The following is a 15,429-nucleotide window of genomic DNA, read 5'->3' on the forward strand; positions in this document are numbered from 1 at the left end:
GCATTGGCGCCCGGATGGCGCGCGGGCTGGGACGGGCCTCCTGCACCGCGACAAAAAGGTGCATCTACTCGATCACCTCATCAGCGCGGACGAGTAGCGAGGGCGGCACGGTGAGGCCGAGCGCCTTGGCGGTCTTCATGTTGATTATCAGCTCGAATTTCGTCGGTTGCTCAACCGGCAGGTCGGCAGGCTTGGTGCCCTTGAGTATCCTGTCGACGAAACTGCCCGCACGGCGAAACAGATCGGCTGTATCCGCGCCGTAGACGGACAATCCGCCATTGGCGTAGACTCGAAACAAGTAGTTTGCGGGCAGACGATGTTTCGCCGCGAGCGCGATTATTCGCGGAGCCTCGACATAGGTGAGCGGATCACCGAAATCGATTATCGCATCGGCATTCTGGGCGGAGGCCGAAGCAAAGGCGCTGTCAAGTTCCTCGGCCGAGGCCGCTTCAACTGTCAGCAGCTCTATGCCGAGCCTCCGCGCCATGTTGCGTGTCTCTTCCACGAGGTAGAGCATCGGGTTCTTTGGATTGATCAAGATCGCGATTTTCGAGGCGCCGGGCACGAGCTCGCGAAGGATCTCGACACGCTTTCCGAAGAAATCTTCAGGCACATTGGTGGCAATACCCGTTATGTTGCCACCCGGTCGCGATAGACTTTGCACGAGGCCGAGGCGGACGGGATCAGCCACAGCCACGAATACGATCGGAATGGTGGCGGTTGCCGATTTCAGGGCTAAGGCCGCTGCAGGTCCCGCAGCGACGAGTACATCGGGATTGAGAGCCAGCAGGTCGGCGACCGAAGCTGGCAATCGATCGGCAGGATGAGAGAAGCGGAATTCGATAATGAGGTTTCCATCCGTCCAGCCGTAGCGTCGGAGCCCATCAAGGAATACACGCTCGGCTGGATTAAGGGCCAGCCCGCTCCCATCACCTATGGCAAGAAAGCCGATGCGACGAGACTTCCTCTGCGCCCACAGACACCGGGGCGAAGCGAGCAACACAGCAGTAGCCGCTATGAACTTCCGCCGCTTCATTCGATCCTCATCAGATGTGAGGACGCCGGGCGCGAGAGTATCACATCTTGATAGTGGTCGCACTCACTGCGGCGCCGGAAGGCGCGCGTGCCTGCTTCGCGACAGGGCAAGAGGCGAGATCTAAGACGGTCGCGAACTCCGGCGCGCCGGCTGGTGCAGACTGCCGCTGCAATCAACGGCCGCCCTGTCAGCCTGCAGCAATTCGATGGCGCATCGGATCATCGCCAGGCTGAGCGCATCCATTCCCGGCGATATCAATCGGCGGAACTGTCCGATCTCATTGTCTATCTGGTCGCACTTGTTGCACATGCGCATCCCGCGGCTTGCAGGCGGGAGCAACGAGCTCTCAGTCACCCATAGCAGCCCACGAATCCGAAAAGGTGATTGAGCTTAAAGCCGATCGTCCGGCGGCGTTCCGCGAAAGCCGTATGAAATCGCTTTCAGCCTCCAGACGTCGCATCGGGCGGCTTGCCGACGCATGCAAAAACGCCGCCCGCTTGAAATAAAGCGCAGGCGGCGTCCTACCAGCCCCGGGAGGGTGAGCGTAAAATCCCGACAGGTATTGGTCGCCGCGTTGCGTGCCAAGGTTCATTCACATCGGGCCATGGCGCGAGCTAAAAAGCGATGTGATCAGAATGAATCGTCATCGCGCTCCAGATTGTCGTTTGAGCATGATCCCTTTCGGAGAATCGATGCACACTTCTCCGGATCATGCTGCAAATCTCAACGTGGCGGCTGCAGTCCCGGCGAGGTCAGCCACTTGTTGACCTCTCCGGCGGCATCGATCTGCCGGGCCTTTCGCAAAAGCTCTGTGCGGCGGACGCCAAGGGGCATCCCTTTGGCCTGCTGACGAAGGTTGAGTGCCTCTTGTGCCAGGCGGTATTCGAATGTCGAGGTTGGTTCCGGGGATCGACGAGCCGACATGTTTGATGCTCCGCTGCGGGGTTGAGCGGGAGCGCAACTCGCGTTCACACCACCGGTAGATGCTGCGGGCCGCTCGGCGGTGGCGAGACAATGCTCCCTTGTCTGCCGGATAGCGAGCGCTTTCGTCATTCAGCTGCCCCTCTGAATTGGAGCGCGAAGTTCAGGAGCGCGCCGCGGTCGGTGCCACTCAGCAATCGCGGCAGATATTCTTCAGCTTCGCAGCGACTCGGGCCTCTTCGGCGAGAAAGGGGTCCTGGTAGCCGGACGATGAATCGACGGTGGTTTTGGCGGGCCGCCCTGTTTTTGGAGGAAAAGCCGCATCGTAACAGGACAGGCGCGCGTTGGCGCTTTCGATCGCACGGCAGTTCGGCTCCGCGGCAAGAGCTGCGGGCGTGGATGTGCCCAGCGCCGATGCCAGCAAAAGCGCCGCGATCCATGTGCCTGGTCGAGCCATCCTCATGCCGAACACTCCATCGCTATTTGGTTCCGCTCGCCCAGATGGGACGCTCGCCGGTCCAGGCCGGTAGAGCATCCCATTCGGACCAGCGCATCCTGCGCTCCTCGCCTCCGACCCTGACGAAAACAAAGGGAGCATCGTCCCGACCTGTTTTCGAACCCACGAAAATCGCCGGAACGCCGTAGGCATCCCTGATCACTGCTGTATTTGCCATTCCCGCCTCCTGTCTCGGTTCACGCCCTGGCTCGAGTCCTTGCTTGAAGGCGGCTCCCATTGAACGGACCTGCCGCTCATAGAACGGCCACGATCGCGATCAGCAACACGAGGAAGATCGGCACCAACAGCGGTGGCACCAGCCACTCACGAATATCGAATTTGACCTGATTGGACATCTGACCGCCTTCTTTCGGGTGGAGGCGGGAGCGTAGAGCTCTCAGTCACCGATAACAGCCACGTCGCGTGCGGTGATGCCAGCTGTGTAGCACCCCCCTCACCAACTAGCGAGGCCAATCTTGGCCGATGGTCGATTGCGACAGGGGTTGCTTCGAGTGACGTTGCGCCCACTGCAACAGGCAATCTCCTTGCTTCCAGTGAGCTTGATCGAACGCCAGGTTCCGCCCTGGCAAAGCCTCTGCAGTTGGCTTCAGGATATGATCTTGCCGGCGAATGACGTCATTGCCGCAGGAAAACGACAGCCAATCAGACCCTTTTCGGCGTTATCTCGCGAGACGTATCAGCGTCGAGATACCGATGCTAGATTTCCTGCTCCTGCCCAATAGGAGGACGACATGTCCGATAGCGTCTACAAGGTCATCGAACTGGTGGGTACCAGCACGGACTCATGGGAGAAGGCAGCCGCCAATGCGGTCGAACGAGCTGCAAAATCTCTCCGAGATCTTCGAGTTGCGGAGGTCGTCAAGCTCGATATGCAACTGGATGACAAGGGGAAGGTCGAGGCCTATCGCGCCAAGCTCAACGTATCGTTCAAGTTCGAGGGCTCCTGAGCCTCGGCACCTCGCCCCCACTTGCGGGGCGAGGATGGCTCATTGGAAAGGGTGCGTTGCGCAGCGCCCAGCCGGACGATGTCGCCCGTAGCGAAAGTTGCCCTGGTCCGACTGGGACGATATGCTTTGATGCGAGGGGGCGTGTGGCGCATGGTGGCCCCATGTACATGGTCATTCGCAAGTACACCAGTGTTCGTTCGGTCGCGGACGCCGCTCGTCGCGCCAAGAGCGGCGTCGGTGAGATCCTGAGGCAGTCGCAGGGATTCAGATCCTACCATGTGATGGACGCGGGCGACGGTGTCGGTATCGCCGTGATGATATTTGATGACCGCGAAAGCGCCAACGCAGCGAACGCCAAGATACTCGCGTTTGTTCAGGCAAGTCTGCATGACCTCGATCTTGGGGTTCCCGAAGTCACCACCGGCGAGGTCTTGGTGGACATAGAGCATAATGGGCTTCGGGTTTGAAATAGCCCAAACGTCACCCGTTGCGTGGTGGGTGCGGCCGCTGCTCGCGTAGTCGACCTGATGTCGTCCTTGCGCCTGCAACGATCGCGCCATGGACATGCGCGCCCCCCGGACGGGAATATTCGACGGCGCGTCCTTTTCGAGGAGCAGCAACGACATGAAGCAACACACCTCCGAAGCATTTTCCACCACAGCGAACGGCTGGACAGCACTCATGCTCATGGGCGCCGCGATGCCGCCCCGGGATCCCGATGAAGACGAGGAGGACGAAGACGATGATGAGGACGATGAGGAAGGCGATGCCGACGAACCGGCGGTCGTGCGCGAGCCCGACGAAGACTAGACTAGCCCGCGTCCGGCAGTCGGCGCTATAATCTCTTCCATGAGCTGGGATGCAAAAGACATCGCGCTTCTCAAAAGGCTCTGGTTCGAAGGACAGAGCGCGGCGCAGATTGCGCGCCGTCTCGGCTGCAGTCGCAACGCGGTCTGCGGCATGCTGACCCGTCTTGGCCTGAAGCGCGGCCACAAGTCGCCCACAGCACGGCCCAAGATAAGGCCGGCCCCGAAGCTGAGGCCGTCGTCGGCCCCCTGCCCCGGTCCGGTCACACAGAAGGTGTCGTCGAGGAGAGCGGAGAGGCAGCAGCCCAAGGAATTCAGCAGGCAGCAGCTTTACGCCATTCTGGCCGAGGCGGTCAGAAACACCGGCTAAGCGACAACCACGAGCGTCCTTGTGCTCCGTCAGTGTCTTGGCAGTGTCTTGGCCCAGTTCGATGGGTTCGGGCCATTGCATCTCGTCGTCAGGCGAACAGGAAGTCGTTTGCTGTGAGCGAACCTGCGAAGTTGTGCAGAGTCACTTGATCCGCTCCCGCGGTAACGAGGGTGTCAGTTCCAGATTGGGTGATGACAAGATCGTTGAACGCGTGCACGCCCGCCACATTGCTGAACTTGATCTGATCATGCTGGCTCTGGCTGAAATCTTCGATAGTGTTCCGGGTCCCGACTGTCGCCGGGCCATCGTCTTTGAACACGAACAGATCTCGGCCGCCATCAGCGCCGCCTTGCAACAATCCGTCACCCCACATCACATTACTGACTGTCCCGCCGGGAGCTGCGGTTCCGGCGAACAAGATATCGTCGCCGCCTTCGGCGCAGCCGGATAAGGATTCCGCATCACCATAAAGAATGTTGCTCGCCGAGCCAGTGCCGAAGTTGTCGCCGCCGGCAAGACTATCGTCGCCGCCCCCGGCGCAGCCGGACATGGATTTCGCGTCACCGAAAAGAATGTTGCTCGTCGAGCCAGGGCCGAAGCTGTCGCCGCCTGCGAAGGCGTCGTTGCCGCCCTGAGCACGGCCGGACATGTCGCCGCCCGCGTCACCGTAGAAGGTGGTGGAGCCAGTAAGGGAGCTGTTGCCGCCCGTGAAGGTGTCATCGCCGCCCCGAGCTCGGCCCAACATGTCGCCGCCCGCATCGCCATAGAAAGTGTTGGTAGAGTCGTTACCTCCGGTGAAGATGTCGTTGCCGCCCCGAGCATGGCCAGCCATGTCGGCGCCGGCATCGCCAAAGAAAACGTGAGAGGCAAGACTGCCGCCGGTGAAGCTGTCGTTGCCCCCCTGAGCAGAACCGGAAATGTCGCCGCCCGCATCGCCGTAGAATGTATTGGAAGCGCTGCTGGAGCCCGTGAGAGCATCGTCGCCGCCCCGAGCATGGCCGGCCATGTCGCCGCCCGCATCGCCATAGAAAGTGTTGGAGGAGGGAGCAGGGAGGTCGATGATGCCCGTGAAGATATCGTCCCCGCCGTGAGCATGGCCGGACATGTCGCCGCCGGCATCTCCCCAGAAAGTGTTGAAGGAGAACGCGCCGCCGGTGAAGGTATCGTCGCCGCCCTGAGCACGGCCGGTCATGTTGCCGCCCGTATCGCCGTAGGACATGTTGGAGGTGAAAGAGCCGCCCGTGAAAGTGTCGCTGCCGCCCCGGGCATGGCCGGACATGCTGCTGCCCGCATCGCCGTAAAACGTGTTGGTGCCCCCACCGCTGCCGCCCGTGAAGGTATCGTCGCCGCCCCGAGCATGATCGGACATGTCACCGCCCGCATCACCGTAGAAAGTGTTGGTAGCGGGCCCAGTTCCGCTGAATATGTCGTTGCCGCCCTTGCTGTGGTCGGACATGTCGTCGCCCACGTCGCCGTAGGCAGTGTTGCTCGGAGAAGCGAACGTGAAGGTATCGTCGCCGCCACGAGCAAAATCGAACATGTCGCCGGCCGCGTCACCGTAGAAAGTGTAGTGGATGGGGGCGCCCCCCGTAAACGAGGGCCCGGTGAAGGTATCGTTGCCGCCCCTCGAAAAATCGAACATGCTGCCGCCAGCATCTCCGATCAAGATAGTTGTGTTTGGGTCACCCGCGAGGACGTCATCGGTGCCCCATTGATGATTGGTGAGATCACCAGGGGTAAATGGAACGCGCTTAAACTTGAACATGGCAAGTTCCCCCGCGATTCAGATGACCACCTCAGAACGCGCATGATGCTCAAATCGGAGCGGGATTATTGACGAAGGTCAACTCGCGGGGCGCGGCATCGGTTTAGCCGCCAAGCGAACACGGCCTGACTGATTGGCGTCAGGGGCTCCATCGCTCCTGTCATCGGAGGAGCTTAGCAGCTCCCGGCTTGCGCTCGCAGCCGACGTCTGCAGGCACGATGGTCCGGTGCGAACGCCAACTGACCGGCGTCATCTACGCGACGAGCTGTCTCGCCGCGGCCGAGATCATCACCAGCCCGCCCGTGATGACCGCGACGTCGAGGATCGCGGCGTGGATGTGCACCGGCATCCGTACGACGACGGCCTTTGCGAGAAATGCGCCGGGGATTGCGATGCCGCCGATCAGAAGCGCGAAGGCGAGCACCTGCGCCGTCACGGCGCCGGCGAGGCCGAACACCGAGATCTTGATGAGGCCGGTGCCGAGCGAGATCATCGCATCGGTCGCGATCACGGCGGCGCCTTCGAGCCCCGTGGCCATCAACAGCGACAGCAGGATCACGCCGGAGCCCGAGGTGCCGCCGACCAGCACGCCGTAGCCGACGGAGCCGGCCGCAAGGCCGGTGTCGCCGATCCGCACGCTGCGCCGTCGCAGCACGCGGCGCAGCGGCACGCTCAGGATCAGCATGGTGCCGATCACGAGCGCCGCGCCCGCACCGGTCAGGCGCGTATAGCCGTAAGCGCCGAGCGCCGTCGTCAAGCCTGCGCAGGCGAGCACGATCAGCGCGCGGCGGCGGTCGGCGTAGCGCAGATAAGCGATGGCGCGGCTGAGATTGGTGAACATCGCGGAGATCGCGATGATCGGCACCACGGGCTCGGCGCCGACCAGCGGCACCAGCACCAGCGGCATCAGGGCGCCGGTGCCGTAGCCGGCGAGACCACCGATGACCGAAGCAAACAACGCCATCGTTGCGACCAGCAGGAGCTGCAGAAGCGAGATGTCGGCGAAGCCTGAGACGATGGTCAATTTTTCTGATCGCGGCTGATTCGAGCCGCAGCCTGATCTGCAATGGAAACGAGCACGGCCTCGTCTAGTGGAGAATCCGCGGCCAGGCAACCGCCGAGGCACGCGGCGGCCGAACCGGCCCGCCCTGATGACGGGGGTGAACCGCGGGCGGCCCCTGGCGCCGCCTTTGGCCAAGGTCACGTTTTCTCATCGCGGCGGATTCGCGTCACAGCTTGATCGGCGATGGCAGCGAGCGCGACTTCCTCCAGTGGAAAATCCGCCGCGAGCCAGGCGTCCTCGGCGAGCGTCAACACATGTCCGAGCGCGGGTCCTTCGGCCAGACCGCGTGCGATGAAGTCGGCGGCCTTCAGCGGAAATTTCGGTGCGGTCCAGCGCTGCGGCAGCTCGGCGAGCGCGCGCCAGCGCGGCGAGGTGACGTCGCCGCCGTTCCTCGCCCAGCCCAGCAATACGCGATCCTGATAGCGCTCGGCACCGAGCCGGTAGAGCAGCCGCCGTGCATCGGCTTCGTCCTTGGCGGCCAGGCGCCACCAGCGATGCCCCATCGAATCCAGCGCCTTGGTTTCGGCGTTGGAGAGCCGCAAGCGCGCAGCGACGCGCTTGGCGTCTTCGGTGACGGCGACCGACAGCGCGGCCAGGCGTCGCGTGCTGCTTGGCGCGAGACCGAGCTCGCGCTCGATCGCGATCATCGTCGCCAGGGGGCCCGTATAGACGACGCCGCCGATCAACGCCTGCAGCAAGCCGCCCTCGGCCATGGCCAGCACGGCCGCGGCTGCACCGCCGGCCACCAGCAATTTCAGCATCTCCATGCGCACCCGCTCGGCCGAGAGGCTGGCGAGGCCCGCGCGCCCGCGGATGCAGGCGAGATAGCCATCACGGTCGGGCTCTCCGGCACCGAAAGCGGCGTGGATGCGGAAGAAGCGCAGGATGCGCAGATAATCCTCGGCGATGCGCTGGTCGGGATCGCCGATGAAGCGCACGCGGCGGGCTCTCGCATCGGCGATGCCACCGACATAGTCGTACACGACACCATCAGCATCGACCGACAAGCCGTTCATGGTGAAGTCGCGCCGCTCGGCATCCTTCACCCAGTCGCGGCCGAACGCGACCTTGGCCTTGCGGCCGAAGGTCTCGGTGTCCTCGCGCAGCGTGGTGACTTCATAGGGATGTCCGTCGATCACCAGCGTGACGGTGCCGTGGTCGATGCCGGTCGGCACGCCCTTGATGCCGGCGGCCTTGGCACGCCGCATCACCTCGTCCGGCAGCGCCGTGGTCGCGATGTCGATGTCGCCAGGCAGGAGACCGAGCAGCGCATTGCGGACGGCGCCGCCGACCACCCGCGCCTCCTCGCCATCGCTGCCGAGCAGTTGCAGGACACGCGCGGTCCCGCCTGCGGTCAGCCAGGGCGCATGGGCGAGTAGCGGCTCGGCGCTCATCGATGGGCCCCTATTTTTCCACGCCCGGCACGAGCTTGCCGTTCTCGATATGGGCGGGAACGTAGGTCGAATCCGGCGGCGCGCCGGAGTACTGGGCAAGGCCGATCAGGCCGGCGATCACGAGCGCGAGCGCGACCAGGGTGAGGCGCGCAACGACGGTGACCGGCCATGAGGAGCGTTCGAACAGGCCTGACCGCGTTGCGGCGAGGAACAGGGCATAGACGGCAAAGGGGATGAGGAAGATTCCGATCTCGGTCAGAATCGTCCGGATCATGATGAATAGATCCGCTCATACAGCACACGCAACATTCCGGCCGTCGCACCCCAGATGTAGCGTTCCGCGAACGGCATCGCGTAATAGGATCGCGCCAGCCCACGGAATTCCTTGCTGTGCACCTGGTGGTTCACCGGATCCATCAGGAAGGATAGCGGCACCTCGAACGCATCATCAACCTCGGAATGGTTGATGGTGAGCGAAAAGCCGGGCCTGACCCGCGCGACCGTCGGCAGGATGCGGAAGCCGAAGGCGGTGCCGTAGAGATCGAGATAGCCGAGCGGCTCGACGAAGTCTCTGGACAGCCCGACCTCCTCCTCGGCCTCGCGGAGCGCCGCATCGAGCGGCGAGGAATCGGTCGCGTCGATCTTGCCGCCGGGAAACGCGATCTGACCGGCATGGTCGTTGAGATGGGCCGAGCGCTGCGTCAGCAGGATGGTGGGCTCGGGATGGTCGACCACCGCGATCAGGACCGCCGCCGGCCGCACCGGCTGCTCGCGCGCGATGATCTCGAGCATCTTGTCGGTGCCGGGATCGCCCGAGGCGGGGATGATGTTCGGATCGTACAGGCCCGGTGGCACGTCGAAGCCGAGCTTCGCCCGCGAACGGGCGAAGAAATCCTCAGCTCCCATCGCGACGGGCGCGTTCGTCAGGATAGGCTTGTTCAAATTCAAAGCGCGGCCCTCACCTGCTCCGCATCGGCCATGGCGAAGAATTCGCCGGCCGACTCGACGCCGAACATCGGCTGGCCATCGACCATCCGCTCCTCGCCCATGTCAACCAGATCGTAATAGAGCGCCCTCGTGACCTTGGCCCAGAGATCGGCGCGGACGTGCAAGTATGGCGTCAGTCCGCCATCCGGTGCCTGCTCGAAACGCAGCCGGTGCCCGGCATCGCAGGTGACCCAGTCATCGACATTGGTGCGGAAGCGCAGCACGCGATGGTTGCCCTCGCCGTCCTTCTGCATCTCGACCGCCATGAACGGCGCATCATCGACGCGGATGCCGACCTTCTCCACCGGCGTGACCAGGAAATGCCTGTCGCCCTCGCGCTTGAGGATGGTCGAAAACAGGCGGACCAGGGCAGGACGTCCGATTGGCGTTCCCAAGTAGAACCAAGTACCATCGGATGCGATTCGGATATCGAGATCGCCGCAAAACGGCGGATTCCACAGATGCACCGGAGGCAGCCCCTTTTTGGCGCCTTCGGCATTGGCAGCGCTTTTGGCGGCCGCAGTCAGCCCATCGAGACCGCGATCGGCGCTCTGCCCTTGGTTCGCCATGGTTTGCCCTGACTCTGTGATTGGCACGATTGGTGCAGGTCTACGTTGTACTCGGGTGTGCGGTTCCATCCGGAATAGCCCGGTGTGGAGGTCGCCACTTCGTGATGCCGTACATACCCCGAAGCCGATAAGGTGGGGATAGGTTAATTCAACGAATACATGGCCTTCCTGCAAGTCTAGCATAGGGCCCATGACGTGGCGTGATGACCCGACGTGACGTGGTGACGTGACGATGCAGGCAAGCCGCGTGGCAGGCTGAAGGAGCGAGCGAATGGCGGAGAGTGTCGAGAAACTCGAGGACGGGATCGTCCGTTCGGCCGAGCAGGTGTCGAGCCAGATTCGCGCCGCAAAGGAAGCGATCGCCTCCGTCATCTTCGGCCAGGATCGCGTGATCGAGAACACGCTGGTCACCATTCTCTCCGGCGGCCATGCGCTCCTGATCGGCGTGCCGGGCCTTGCCAAGACCAAGCTGGTGGAGACGCTCGGCGTCACGCTCGGTCTCGACGCCAAGCGCATCCAGTTCACCCCGGATCTGATGCCGTCCGACATTCTCGGCGCCGAGGTGCTGGACGAGAGCACCGCGGGCAGGCGCGCCTTCCGCTTCATCGCCGGCCCCGTGTTCGCGCAGCTGCTGATGGCCGACGAGATCAACCGCGCCAGCCCGCGCACGCAATCGGCGCTCTTGCAGGCGATGCAGGAGCAGCACATCACCGTCGCCGGCGCGCGGCACGATCTACCCAAGCCGTTCCACGTGCTCGCGACGCAGAACCCGCTGGAGCAGGAAGGCACCTATCCGCTGCCCGAAGCCCAGCTCGACCGCTTCCTGATGGAGATCGACGTCGACTATCCCGATCGCGATGCGGAGCGCCGCATCCTGTTCGAGACCACCGGCGCGGAGGAGACGCTGGCCAGGGGCTCGATGACCGCAGATGCGCTGATCACCGCGCAGCGGCTGATCCGGCGCCTTCCGGTCGGCGATTCCGTCGTGGAGGCGATCCTGTCGCTGGTGCGCTCGGCCCGCCCGGGTCCGGACGCCGGCGAAGCCGGCAAGTTCATCGCCTGGGGACCCGGCCCGCGCGCCAGCCAATCGCTGATGCTGGCCGTACGCGCACGTGCACTGATCGACGGGCGCCTCGCGCCCTCGGTCGACGACGTGCTCGACCTCGCCGAACCCGTGCTGAAGCACCGCATGGCGCTGACGTTCCAGGCGCGCGCCGAAGGCCGCACGATTCCGGACGTGATCCGGCAATTGAAGACACGGATCGGTTGATGGCAGCGGAGAACGGGCGCGCAGCGAAGGAAACACTGGCGATCCGACGTGCCGATGGCGAAAGTCGCACGCTCGCCGCTTCGCTGCCGCGTCTGGTACTCGAGGCCCGCCGCATCGCCGCCAACGTCATCCACGGCCTGCATGGAAGGCGCCGCGCCGGCGCCGGCGAAAACTTCTGGCAGTACCGCCGCTTCGTCTCGGGCGAACCAGCGCAGAACGTCGACTGGCGCCGCTCTGCGCGTGACGACCATCTCTATGTCCGCGAGCTCGAATGGGAAGCTTCGCACACGGTCTGGATCTGGCCTGACCGCTCGCCCTCGATGGCGTTCGCCTCGAAGACCGCGCGCGAATCCAAGCTCGAGCGGACGCTGATCGTCGCCTTCGCGCTGGCCGAGCTGCTCGTCGCCGGCGGCGAGCGCGTCGGCATTCCCGGGCTGATGGCGCCGACCGCAAGCCGCAGCGTCATCGACAAGATGGCGCAGGCGATGCTGCATGACGATGCCGACCGGCTGAGCCTTCCGCCGTCCTTCGTGCCCGCAGCGCTGGCCGAGATCATCGTGCTGTCGGATTTCTGGTCGCCGATCTCCGAGATCAGGACGATGCTCGCAGGGCTCTCCGGCTCCGGCGCGCACGGCACGATGGTGCAGGTCGTCGATCCCGCCGAGGAATCGTTTCCCTATTCCGGCCGCGTCGAGTTCGTCGAGCCCGAAGGCTTTGGCGTGATCACCGCCGGCCGCGCCGAGAGCTGGGCACAGGACTATACCGCGCGGCTCGCGCTGCATCGCGACCAGATCCGCGCCGAGACCAACAAGCTGGACTGGCTGTTCACGACGCACGCGACCGACCGTTCGGCCGCCGAGCTGCTGCTGTTCCTGCATGCCGGCATGCAGGTGAGCAAGTCGGGCGCCCGCACCACGACGATCAAGGCGGGGCCGGCCGCATGATGGGATTGCCGCTCGCCTTCACCCAACCGCTGCTCCTGATCGGCCTCGTCAGCCTGCCCGTGCTGTGGTGGCTCCTGCGCGTGATGCCGCCGCGGCCGCGCCGCATCGAGTTTCCGCCGACGCGGCTGCTGTTCGACATCGCCCCTAGGGAGGAGACGCCCTCGCGGACGCCGTGGTGGCTGACGGCGCTCCGCCTGCTCGCCGCCGCGCTGGTGATCTTCGCCGCCGCCGGCCCGATCTGGAATCCGCAAACAGGCAGCGCCGGCAGCAGGGCGCCGCTGATGATCATGTTCGACGACGGCTGGAGCGCCGCATCGCACTGGGATGTCAGGATCCGGACCGCCGACGAGCTGATCGCCAATGCCGACAACGACAGCCGCGCCATCGCGCTGGTGCCGCTGTCGGAGCCGAACCGCGACATCACCCTGATGCCGGCGGGTGCGGCGCGCGTCGCGCTGCGGCAACTCGCGCCGAAGCCCTATTCGATCGACCGCGTCGAGACGCTGGCCGCGGTCGACCGTTTCCTCAAAGTCACCGGCGACTGCGAGATCGCCTGGCTCTCCGACGGCATCGACACCGGCCGCGGCGAAGACTTCGTGCAGGGCCTCGGCAAGACCATCGGCGATCGCAGCCTGACCGTGTTCGAAGGCGGCACCTCCTCACCGCTGGCGCTGGTCGCGGCCGAGAACGCCGCGGCGAAGATGACGGTGAAGGTGCTGCGCACCGACGGCGGCATCGCGGTCGGCACCGTGCGTGCGCTCGACCAGAAGGCCGCGCCGATCGGAGAAGCGCGCTATTCGTTCGGCCCGCAGGACAAGGAGACCGAAGCCGCGTTCGATCTGCCGGTCGAGCTGCGCAACGACATCACCCGGCTTGAAATATCCGGCGAGCGCTCGGCCGGCGCCGTGCAGCTGCTCGACAAGCGCTGGCGCCGCCGCGCCATCGGCATCGTCTCGGGCTCGACCAGCGAGACCGCGCAGCCGCTGCTGGCGCCGACCTTCTATCTCACCCGCGCGCTGGCGCCGTTCGCCGACGTCCGGCTCGCCGACAAGGGCTCGCCGCAGCAGGGCATCACACAATTTTTGGACCAGAAGCTGCCGATGATCATCCTCGCCGATGTCGGCACCATCTCCCCTGAACTCCGCGAGCGCATCAATGCCTGGATCGACCAGGGCGGCGTGCTGGTTCGCTTCGCCGGCCCCCGGCTGGCACAGGCCGAGGACGACCTCGTGCCGGTCAAGCTGCGCAAGGGCGGTCGGACGCTCGGCGGCAGCCTGACCTGGGAGAAGCCGCAGCATCTGGCCTCGTTCGCGGCCGACGGCCCGTTTGCCGGCGTGGCGGTCCCCAAGGACGTCACCGTAAGTCGCCAGGTGCTGGCCGAGCCCGACGCCGTGCTCGCCACCAAGAGCTGGGCCTCGCTGGAAGACGGCACGCCGCTGGTGACCGGCGAGCATCGCGGCAAGGGCCTCGTCAGCCTGTTCCACGTCAGCGCCGACATGCGCTGGTCGGACCTGCCGATGTCGGGCACCTTCGTCGAAATGCTGCGGCGGGTGGTCGACATGTCCGGCTACACCGCCAAGCCCGGCGCCGGCGTTGCCAGCGAGGCGACCACTGAAACGGTGGCGCCGCTGCACATCCTCGACGGTTTCGGCGCGTTCGGCCCGCCGCCGGCGACCGCAAAACCGCTGCCGGCCGATTATCGCGATCGGGCCACACCTGATCATCCGCCGGGCTTCTATGGTCCGGCAGAAGGACCGCTTGCCGTGAACACGCTTGCTGCCGCCGACCGCATCGCGGCCCTGAACACCGCGAGCCTGCGCGCCCGGCACGCCACCTACACCAATGCCGAACCGCGGGACCTCCGCGGCTGGCTGCTGTCCACCGCGCTCGCGCTGTTCCTGGTCGACGCCATCATCGTCGCGGTGCTCGGCGGCGGGATTGCCGCGCTGCTGCGCCGCCGCGCCGCGCCCGCAATGATCGTGTTCGCTCTGGCGCTCGCAGGCCTGATGTCGTTTGCACCGGCGCCGGCGCGCGCCGACAGCGCCGCGGACGAGTTCGCGATGAAGGCGGTGTCGCAGACGCGACTCGCCTATGTCGTGACGGGCAATGCCGACGTCGATTCCATCGTCAAGGCAGGGATGAACGGGCTGACGCTGTTCCTGGCCCAGCGCACCGCGCTCGAGGCCGGCGATCCCGTCGGCGTCGATCCGGCGCGCGACGAGCTCGCCTTCTTCCCGCTGATCTACTGGCCGATCGTGCCGGGCGCGCCGAAACCGCCGCAGGACGCCATCAACAAGATCGACGCCTACATGAAGCAGGGCGGCACCGTGCTGTTCGACACCCGCGACGCGATCGAGGCACCGCCCGGCGCGAACGGGGCGTCGCAGACCCCGGGCATGCAGACGCTGCGCGAGATACTCTCCTCGCTCGACGTGCCCGAGCTCGAGCCGGTGCCGCGCGAGCACGTGCTGACCAAGACCTTCTATCTGCTGCGCGACTTCCCCGGCCGCTTCACCGCCGGCCAGACCTGGGTCGAGACGCTGCCGCGCGAGGAGGACGAGGACAGCGCGCAGCGGCCGGCGCGCGGCGGCGACGGCGTCTCGCCGATCATCATCACCTCGAACGATCTCGCCGGCGCCTGGGCGGTGCGGCCCGACGGACAAGCCATGCTGCCGGTGACCGGCGGCGACGCCCGCCAGCGCGAATTTGCCTACCGCGCCGGCGCCAATATCGTGATGTACACGCTGACCGGCAACTACAAGGCCGACCAGGTGCACGCTCCGGCGCTGATCGAACGGCTGGGGCAATAGAGATGCGCGCGACGCGCTTGATCCACACAC

16 protein-coding genes are annotated in these 15,429 nt (G+C 65.0%); 7 read left to right on the forward strand and 9 right to left on the reverse strand.

Translation table 11 applies throughout. The features are described 5' to 3' along the window. Positions 1 to 64 precede the first annotated feature (64 nt). From XH96_RS30415 to XH96_RS30425, 3 genes are all read right to left on the reverse strand, one after another. Positions 65 to 1,036: an ABC transporter substrate-binding protein gene (locus XH96_RS30415; RefSeq protein WP_194389236.1), complete on the reverse strand. Its 972-nt coding sequence runs from the start codon at positions 1,034 to 1,036 to the stop codon at positions 65 to 67. A 1,111-nt stretch (positions 1,037 to 2,147) separates the two neighbouring features. Beyond that, the gene (locus XH96_RS30420) at positions 2,148 to 2,381 is read right to left on the reverse strand and encodes a type VI secretion protein (protein ID WP_246789794.1); all 234 of its coding nucleotides are present in this window, start codon (positions 2,379 to 2,381) and stop codon (positions 2,148 to 2,150) included. 55 nt (positions 2,382 to 2,436) lie between these two features. Further along, positions 2,437 to 2,631 carry a hypothetical protein gene (locus XH96_RS30425; RefSeq protein ID WP_194389237.1) on the reverse strand — a complete coding sequence of 65 codons (195 nt, stop codon included), beginning with the start codon at positions 2,629 to 2,631 and terminating at the stop codon, positions 2,437 to 2,439. A gap of 574 nt (positions 2,632 to 3,205) precedes the next feature. On the opposite strand from XH96_RS30425, the gene XH96_RS30430 reads away from it, so the two are divergent. The 4 genes from XH96_RS30430 (at position 3,206) to XH96_RS30445 (ending at position 4,597) form a co-directional block, all read left to right on the forward strand. Further along, the gene (locus XH96_RS30430; protein ID WP_194389238.1) at positions 3,206 to 3,421 is read left to right on the forward strand and encodes a dodecin family protein; all 216 of its coding nucleotides are present in this window, start codon (positions 3,206 to 3,208) and stop codon (positions 3,419 to 3,421) included. 161 nt (positions 3,422 to 3,582) lie between these two features. Continuing rightward, positions 3,583 to 3,888: a hypothetical protein gene (locus XH96_RS30435; RefSeq protein ID WP_194389239.1), complete on the forward strand. Its 306-nt coding sequence runs from the start codon at positions 3,583 to 3,585 to the stop codon at positions 3,886 to 3,888. A 157-nt stretch (positions 3,889 to 4,045) separates the two neighbouring features. After that, a complete protein-coding gene (locus XH96_RS30440) occupies positions 4,046 to 4,231 on the forward strand; it encodes a hypothetical protein (RefSeq protein WP_194389240.1) in 186 nt (61 codons plus the stop codon). 39 nt (positions 4,232 to 4,270) lie between these two features. Beyond that, complete coding sequence (locus XH96_RS30445) at positions 4,271 to 4,597, forward strand: GcrA family cell cycle regulator (protein ID WP_194389241.1); 327 nt, start codon at positions 4,271 to 4,273, stop codon at positions 4,595 to 4,597. An 88-nt stretch (positions 4,598 to 4,685) separates the two neighbouring features. Here the strand turns inward: XH96_RS30445 and XH96_RS30450 are convergent, their stop codons facing one another. From XH96_RS30450 to XH96_RS30475, 6 genes are all read right to left on the reverse strand, one after another. Continuing rightward, on the reverse strand, positions 4,686 to 6,362 hold the full coding sequence (locus XH96_RS30450; RefSeq protein ID WP_194389242.1) for a hypothetical protein: 1,677 nt from the start codon (positions 6,360 to 6,362) through the stop codon (positions 4,686 to 4,688). Positions 6,363 to 6,615: 253 nt separating this feature from the next. Next, entirely contained in the window at positions 6,616 to 7,386 is a 771-nt protein-coding gene (locus XH96_RS30455; protein ID WP_194389243.1) for a sulfite exporter TauE/SafE family protein, read from the reverse strand. 176 nt (positions 7,387 to 7,562) lie between these two features. Next, positions 7,563 to 8,819, reverse strand: coding sequence for a CCA tRNA nucleotidyltransferase (locus tag XH96_RS30460; RefSeq protein WP_194389244.1), 1,257 nt, complete (start codon positions 8,817 to 8,819; stop codon positions 7,563 to 7,565). Between the two features lie 10 nt (positions 8,820 to 8,829). Beyond that, positions 8,830 to 9,093: a DUF6111 family protein gene (locus XH96_RS30465; protein WP_194389245.1), complete on the reverse strand. Its 264-nt coding sequence runs from the start codon at positions 9,091 to 9,093 to the stop codon at positions 8,830 to 8,832. Beyond that, on the reverse strand, positions 9,090 to 9,725 hold the full coding sequence (locus XH96_RS30470; RefSeq protein ID WP_371740184.1) for a CoA pyrophosphatase: 636 nt from the start codon (positions 9,723 to 9,725) through the stop codon (positions 9,090 to 9,092). Before XH96_RS30470 ends, XH96_RS30465 begins: the two co-directional genes overlap by 4 nt. Positions 9,726 to 9,763: 38 nt before the next feature. Continuing rightward, the gene (locus tag XH96_RS30475) at positions 9,764 to 10,375 is read right to left on the reverse strand and encodes a DUF1285 domain-containing protein (RefSeq protein WP_194389247.1); all 612 of its coding nucleotides are present in this window, start codon (positions 10,373 to 10,375) and stop codon (positions 9,764 to 9,766) included. Between the two features lie 271 nt (positions 10,376 to 10,646). Here XH96_RS30475 and XH96_RS30480 point away from each other — a divergent pair, with 271 nt between their 5' ends. The 3 genes from XH96_RS30480 to XH96_RS30490 are packed head-to-tail and all read left to right on the forward strand — an operon-like array spanning position 10,647 to position 15,399. Then, positions 10,647 to 11,645: a MoxR family ATPase gene (locus XH96_RS30480; protein ID WP_092261549.1), complete on the forward strand. Its 999-nt coding sequence runs from the start codon at positions 10,647 to 10,649 to the stop codon at positions 11,643 to 11,645. Further along, positions 11,645 to 12,589 (forward strand): DUF58 domain-containing protein, encoded by a 945-nt coding sequence (locus XH96_RS30485; protein WP_194389248.1) that lies wholly within the window; start codon positions 11,645 to 11,647, stop codon positions 12,587 to 12,589. Before XH96_RS30480 ends, XH96_RS30485 begins: the two co-directional genes overlap by 1 nt. After that, complete coding sequence (locus tag XH96_RS30490) at positions 12,586 to 15,399, forward strand: DUF4159 domain-containing protein (protein WP_194389249.1); 2,814 nt, start codon at positions 12,586 to 12,588, stop codon at positions 15,397 to 15,399. Before XH96_RS30485 ends, XH96_RS30490 begins: the two co-directional genes overlap by 4 nt. Positions 15,400 to 15,429: the final 30 nt, after the last annotated feature.

The sequence above is a fragment of the Bradyrhizobium sp. CCBAU 51765 genome, assembly GCF_015291725.1.
GTDB classification, from domain to species: domain Bacteria; phylum Pseudomonadota; class Alphaproteobacteria; order Rhizobiales; family Xanthobacteraceae; genus Bradyrhizobium; species Bradyrhizobium liaoningense.

Coding starts and splice junctions, on each gene's coding strand:
- XH96_RS30415 (WP_194389236.1), bottom strand. CDS start 1,036: ATGAAGCGGCGGAAGTTCATAGCGGCTACTGCTGTGTTGCTCGCTTCG.
- XH96_RS30425 (WP_194389237.1), bottom strand. CDS start 2,631: ATGGCAAATACAGCAGTGATCAGGGATGCCTACGGCGTTCCGGCGATT.
- XH96_RS30430 (WP_194389238.1), top strand. CDS start 3,206: ATGTCCGATAGCGTCTACAAGGTCATCGAACTGGTGGGTACCAGCACG.
- XH96_RS30435 (WP_194389239.1), top strand. CDS start 3,583: ATGTACATGGTCATTCGCAAGTACACCAGTGTTCGTTCGGTCGCGGAC.
- XH96_RS30440 (WP_194389240.1), top strand. CDS start 4,046: ATGAAGCAACACACCTCCGAAGCATTTTCCACCACAGCGAACGGCTGG.
- XH96_RS30445 (WP_194389241.1), top strand. CDS start 4,271: ATGAGCTGGGATGCAAAAGACATCGCGCTTCTCAAAAGGCTCTGGTTC.
- XH96_RS30450 (WP_194389242.1), bottom strand. CDS start 6,362: ATGTTCAAGTTTAAGCGCGTTCCATTTACCCCTGGTGATCTCACCAAT.
- XH96_RS30460 (WP_194389244.1), bottom strand. CDS start 8,819: ATGAGCGCCGAGCCGCTACTCGCCCATGCGCCCTGGCTGACCGCAGGC.
- XH96_RS30465 (WP_194389245.1), bottom strand. CDS start 9,093: ATGATCCGGACGATTCTGACCGAGATCGGAATCTTCCTCATCCCCTTT.
- XH96_RS30470 (WP_371740184.1), bottom strand. CDS start 9,725: ATGGGAGCTGAGGATTTCTTCGCCCGTTCGCGGGCGAAGCTCGGCTTC.
- XH96_RS30475 (WP_194389247.1), bottom strand. CDS start 10,375: ATGGCGAACCAAGGGCAGAGCGCCGATCGCGGTCTCGATGGGCTGACT.
- XH96_RS30480 (WP_092261549.1), top strand. CDS start 10,647: ATGGCGGAGAGTGTCGAGAAACTCGAGGACGGGATCGTCCGTTCGGCC.
- XH96_RS30485 (WP_194389248.1), top strand. CDS start 11,645: ATGGCAGCGGAGAACGGGCGCGCAGCGAAGGAAACACTGGCGATCCGA.
- XH96_RS30490 (WP_194389249.1), top strand. CDS start 12,586: ATGATGGGATTGCCGCTCGCCTTCACCCAACCGCTGCTCCTGATCGGC.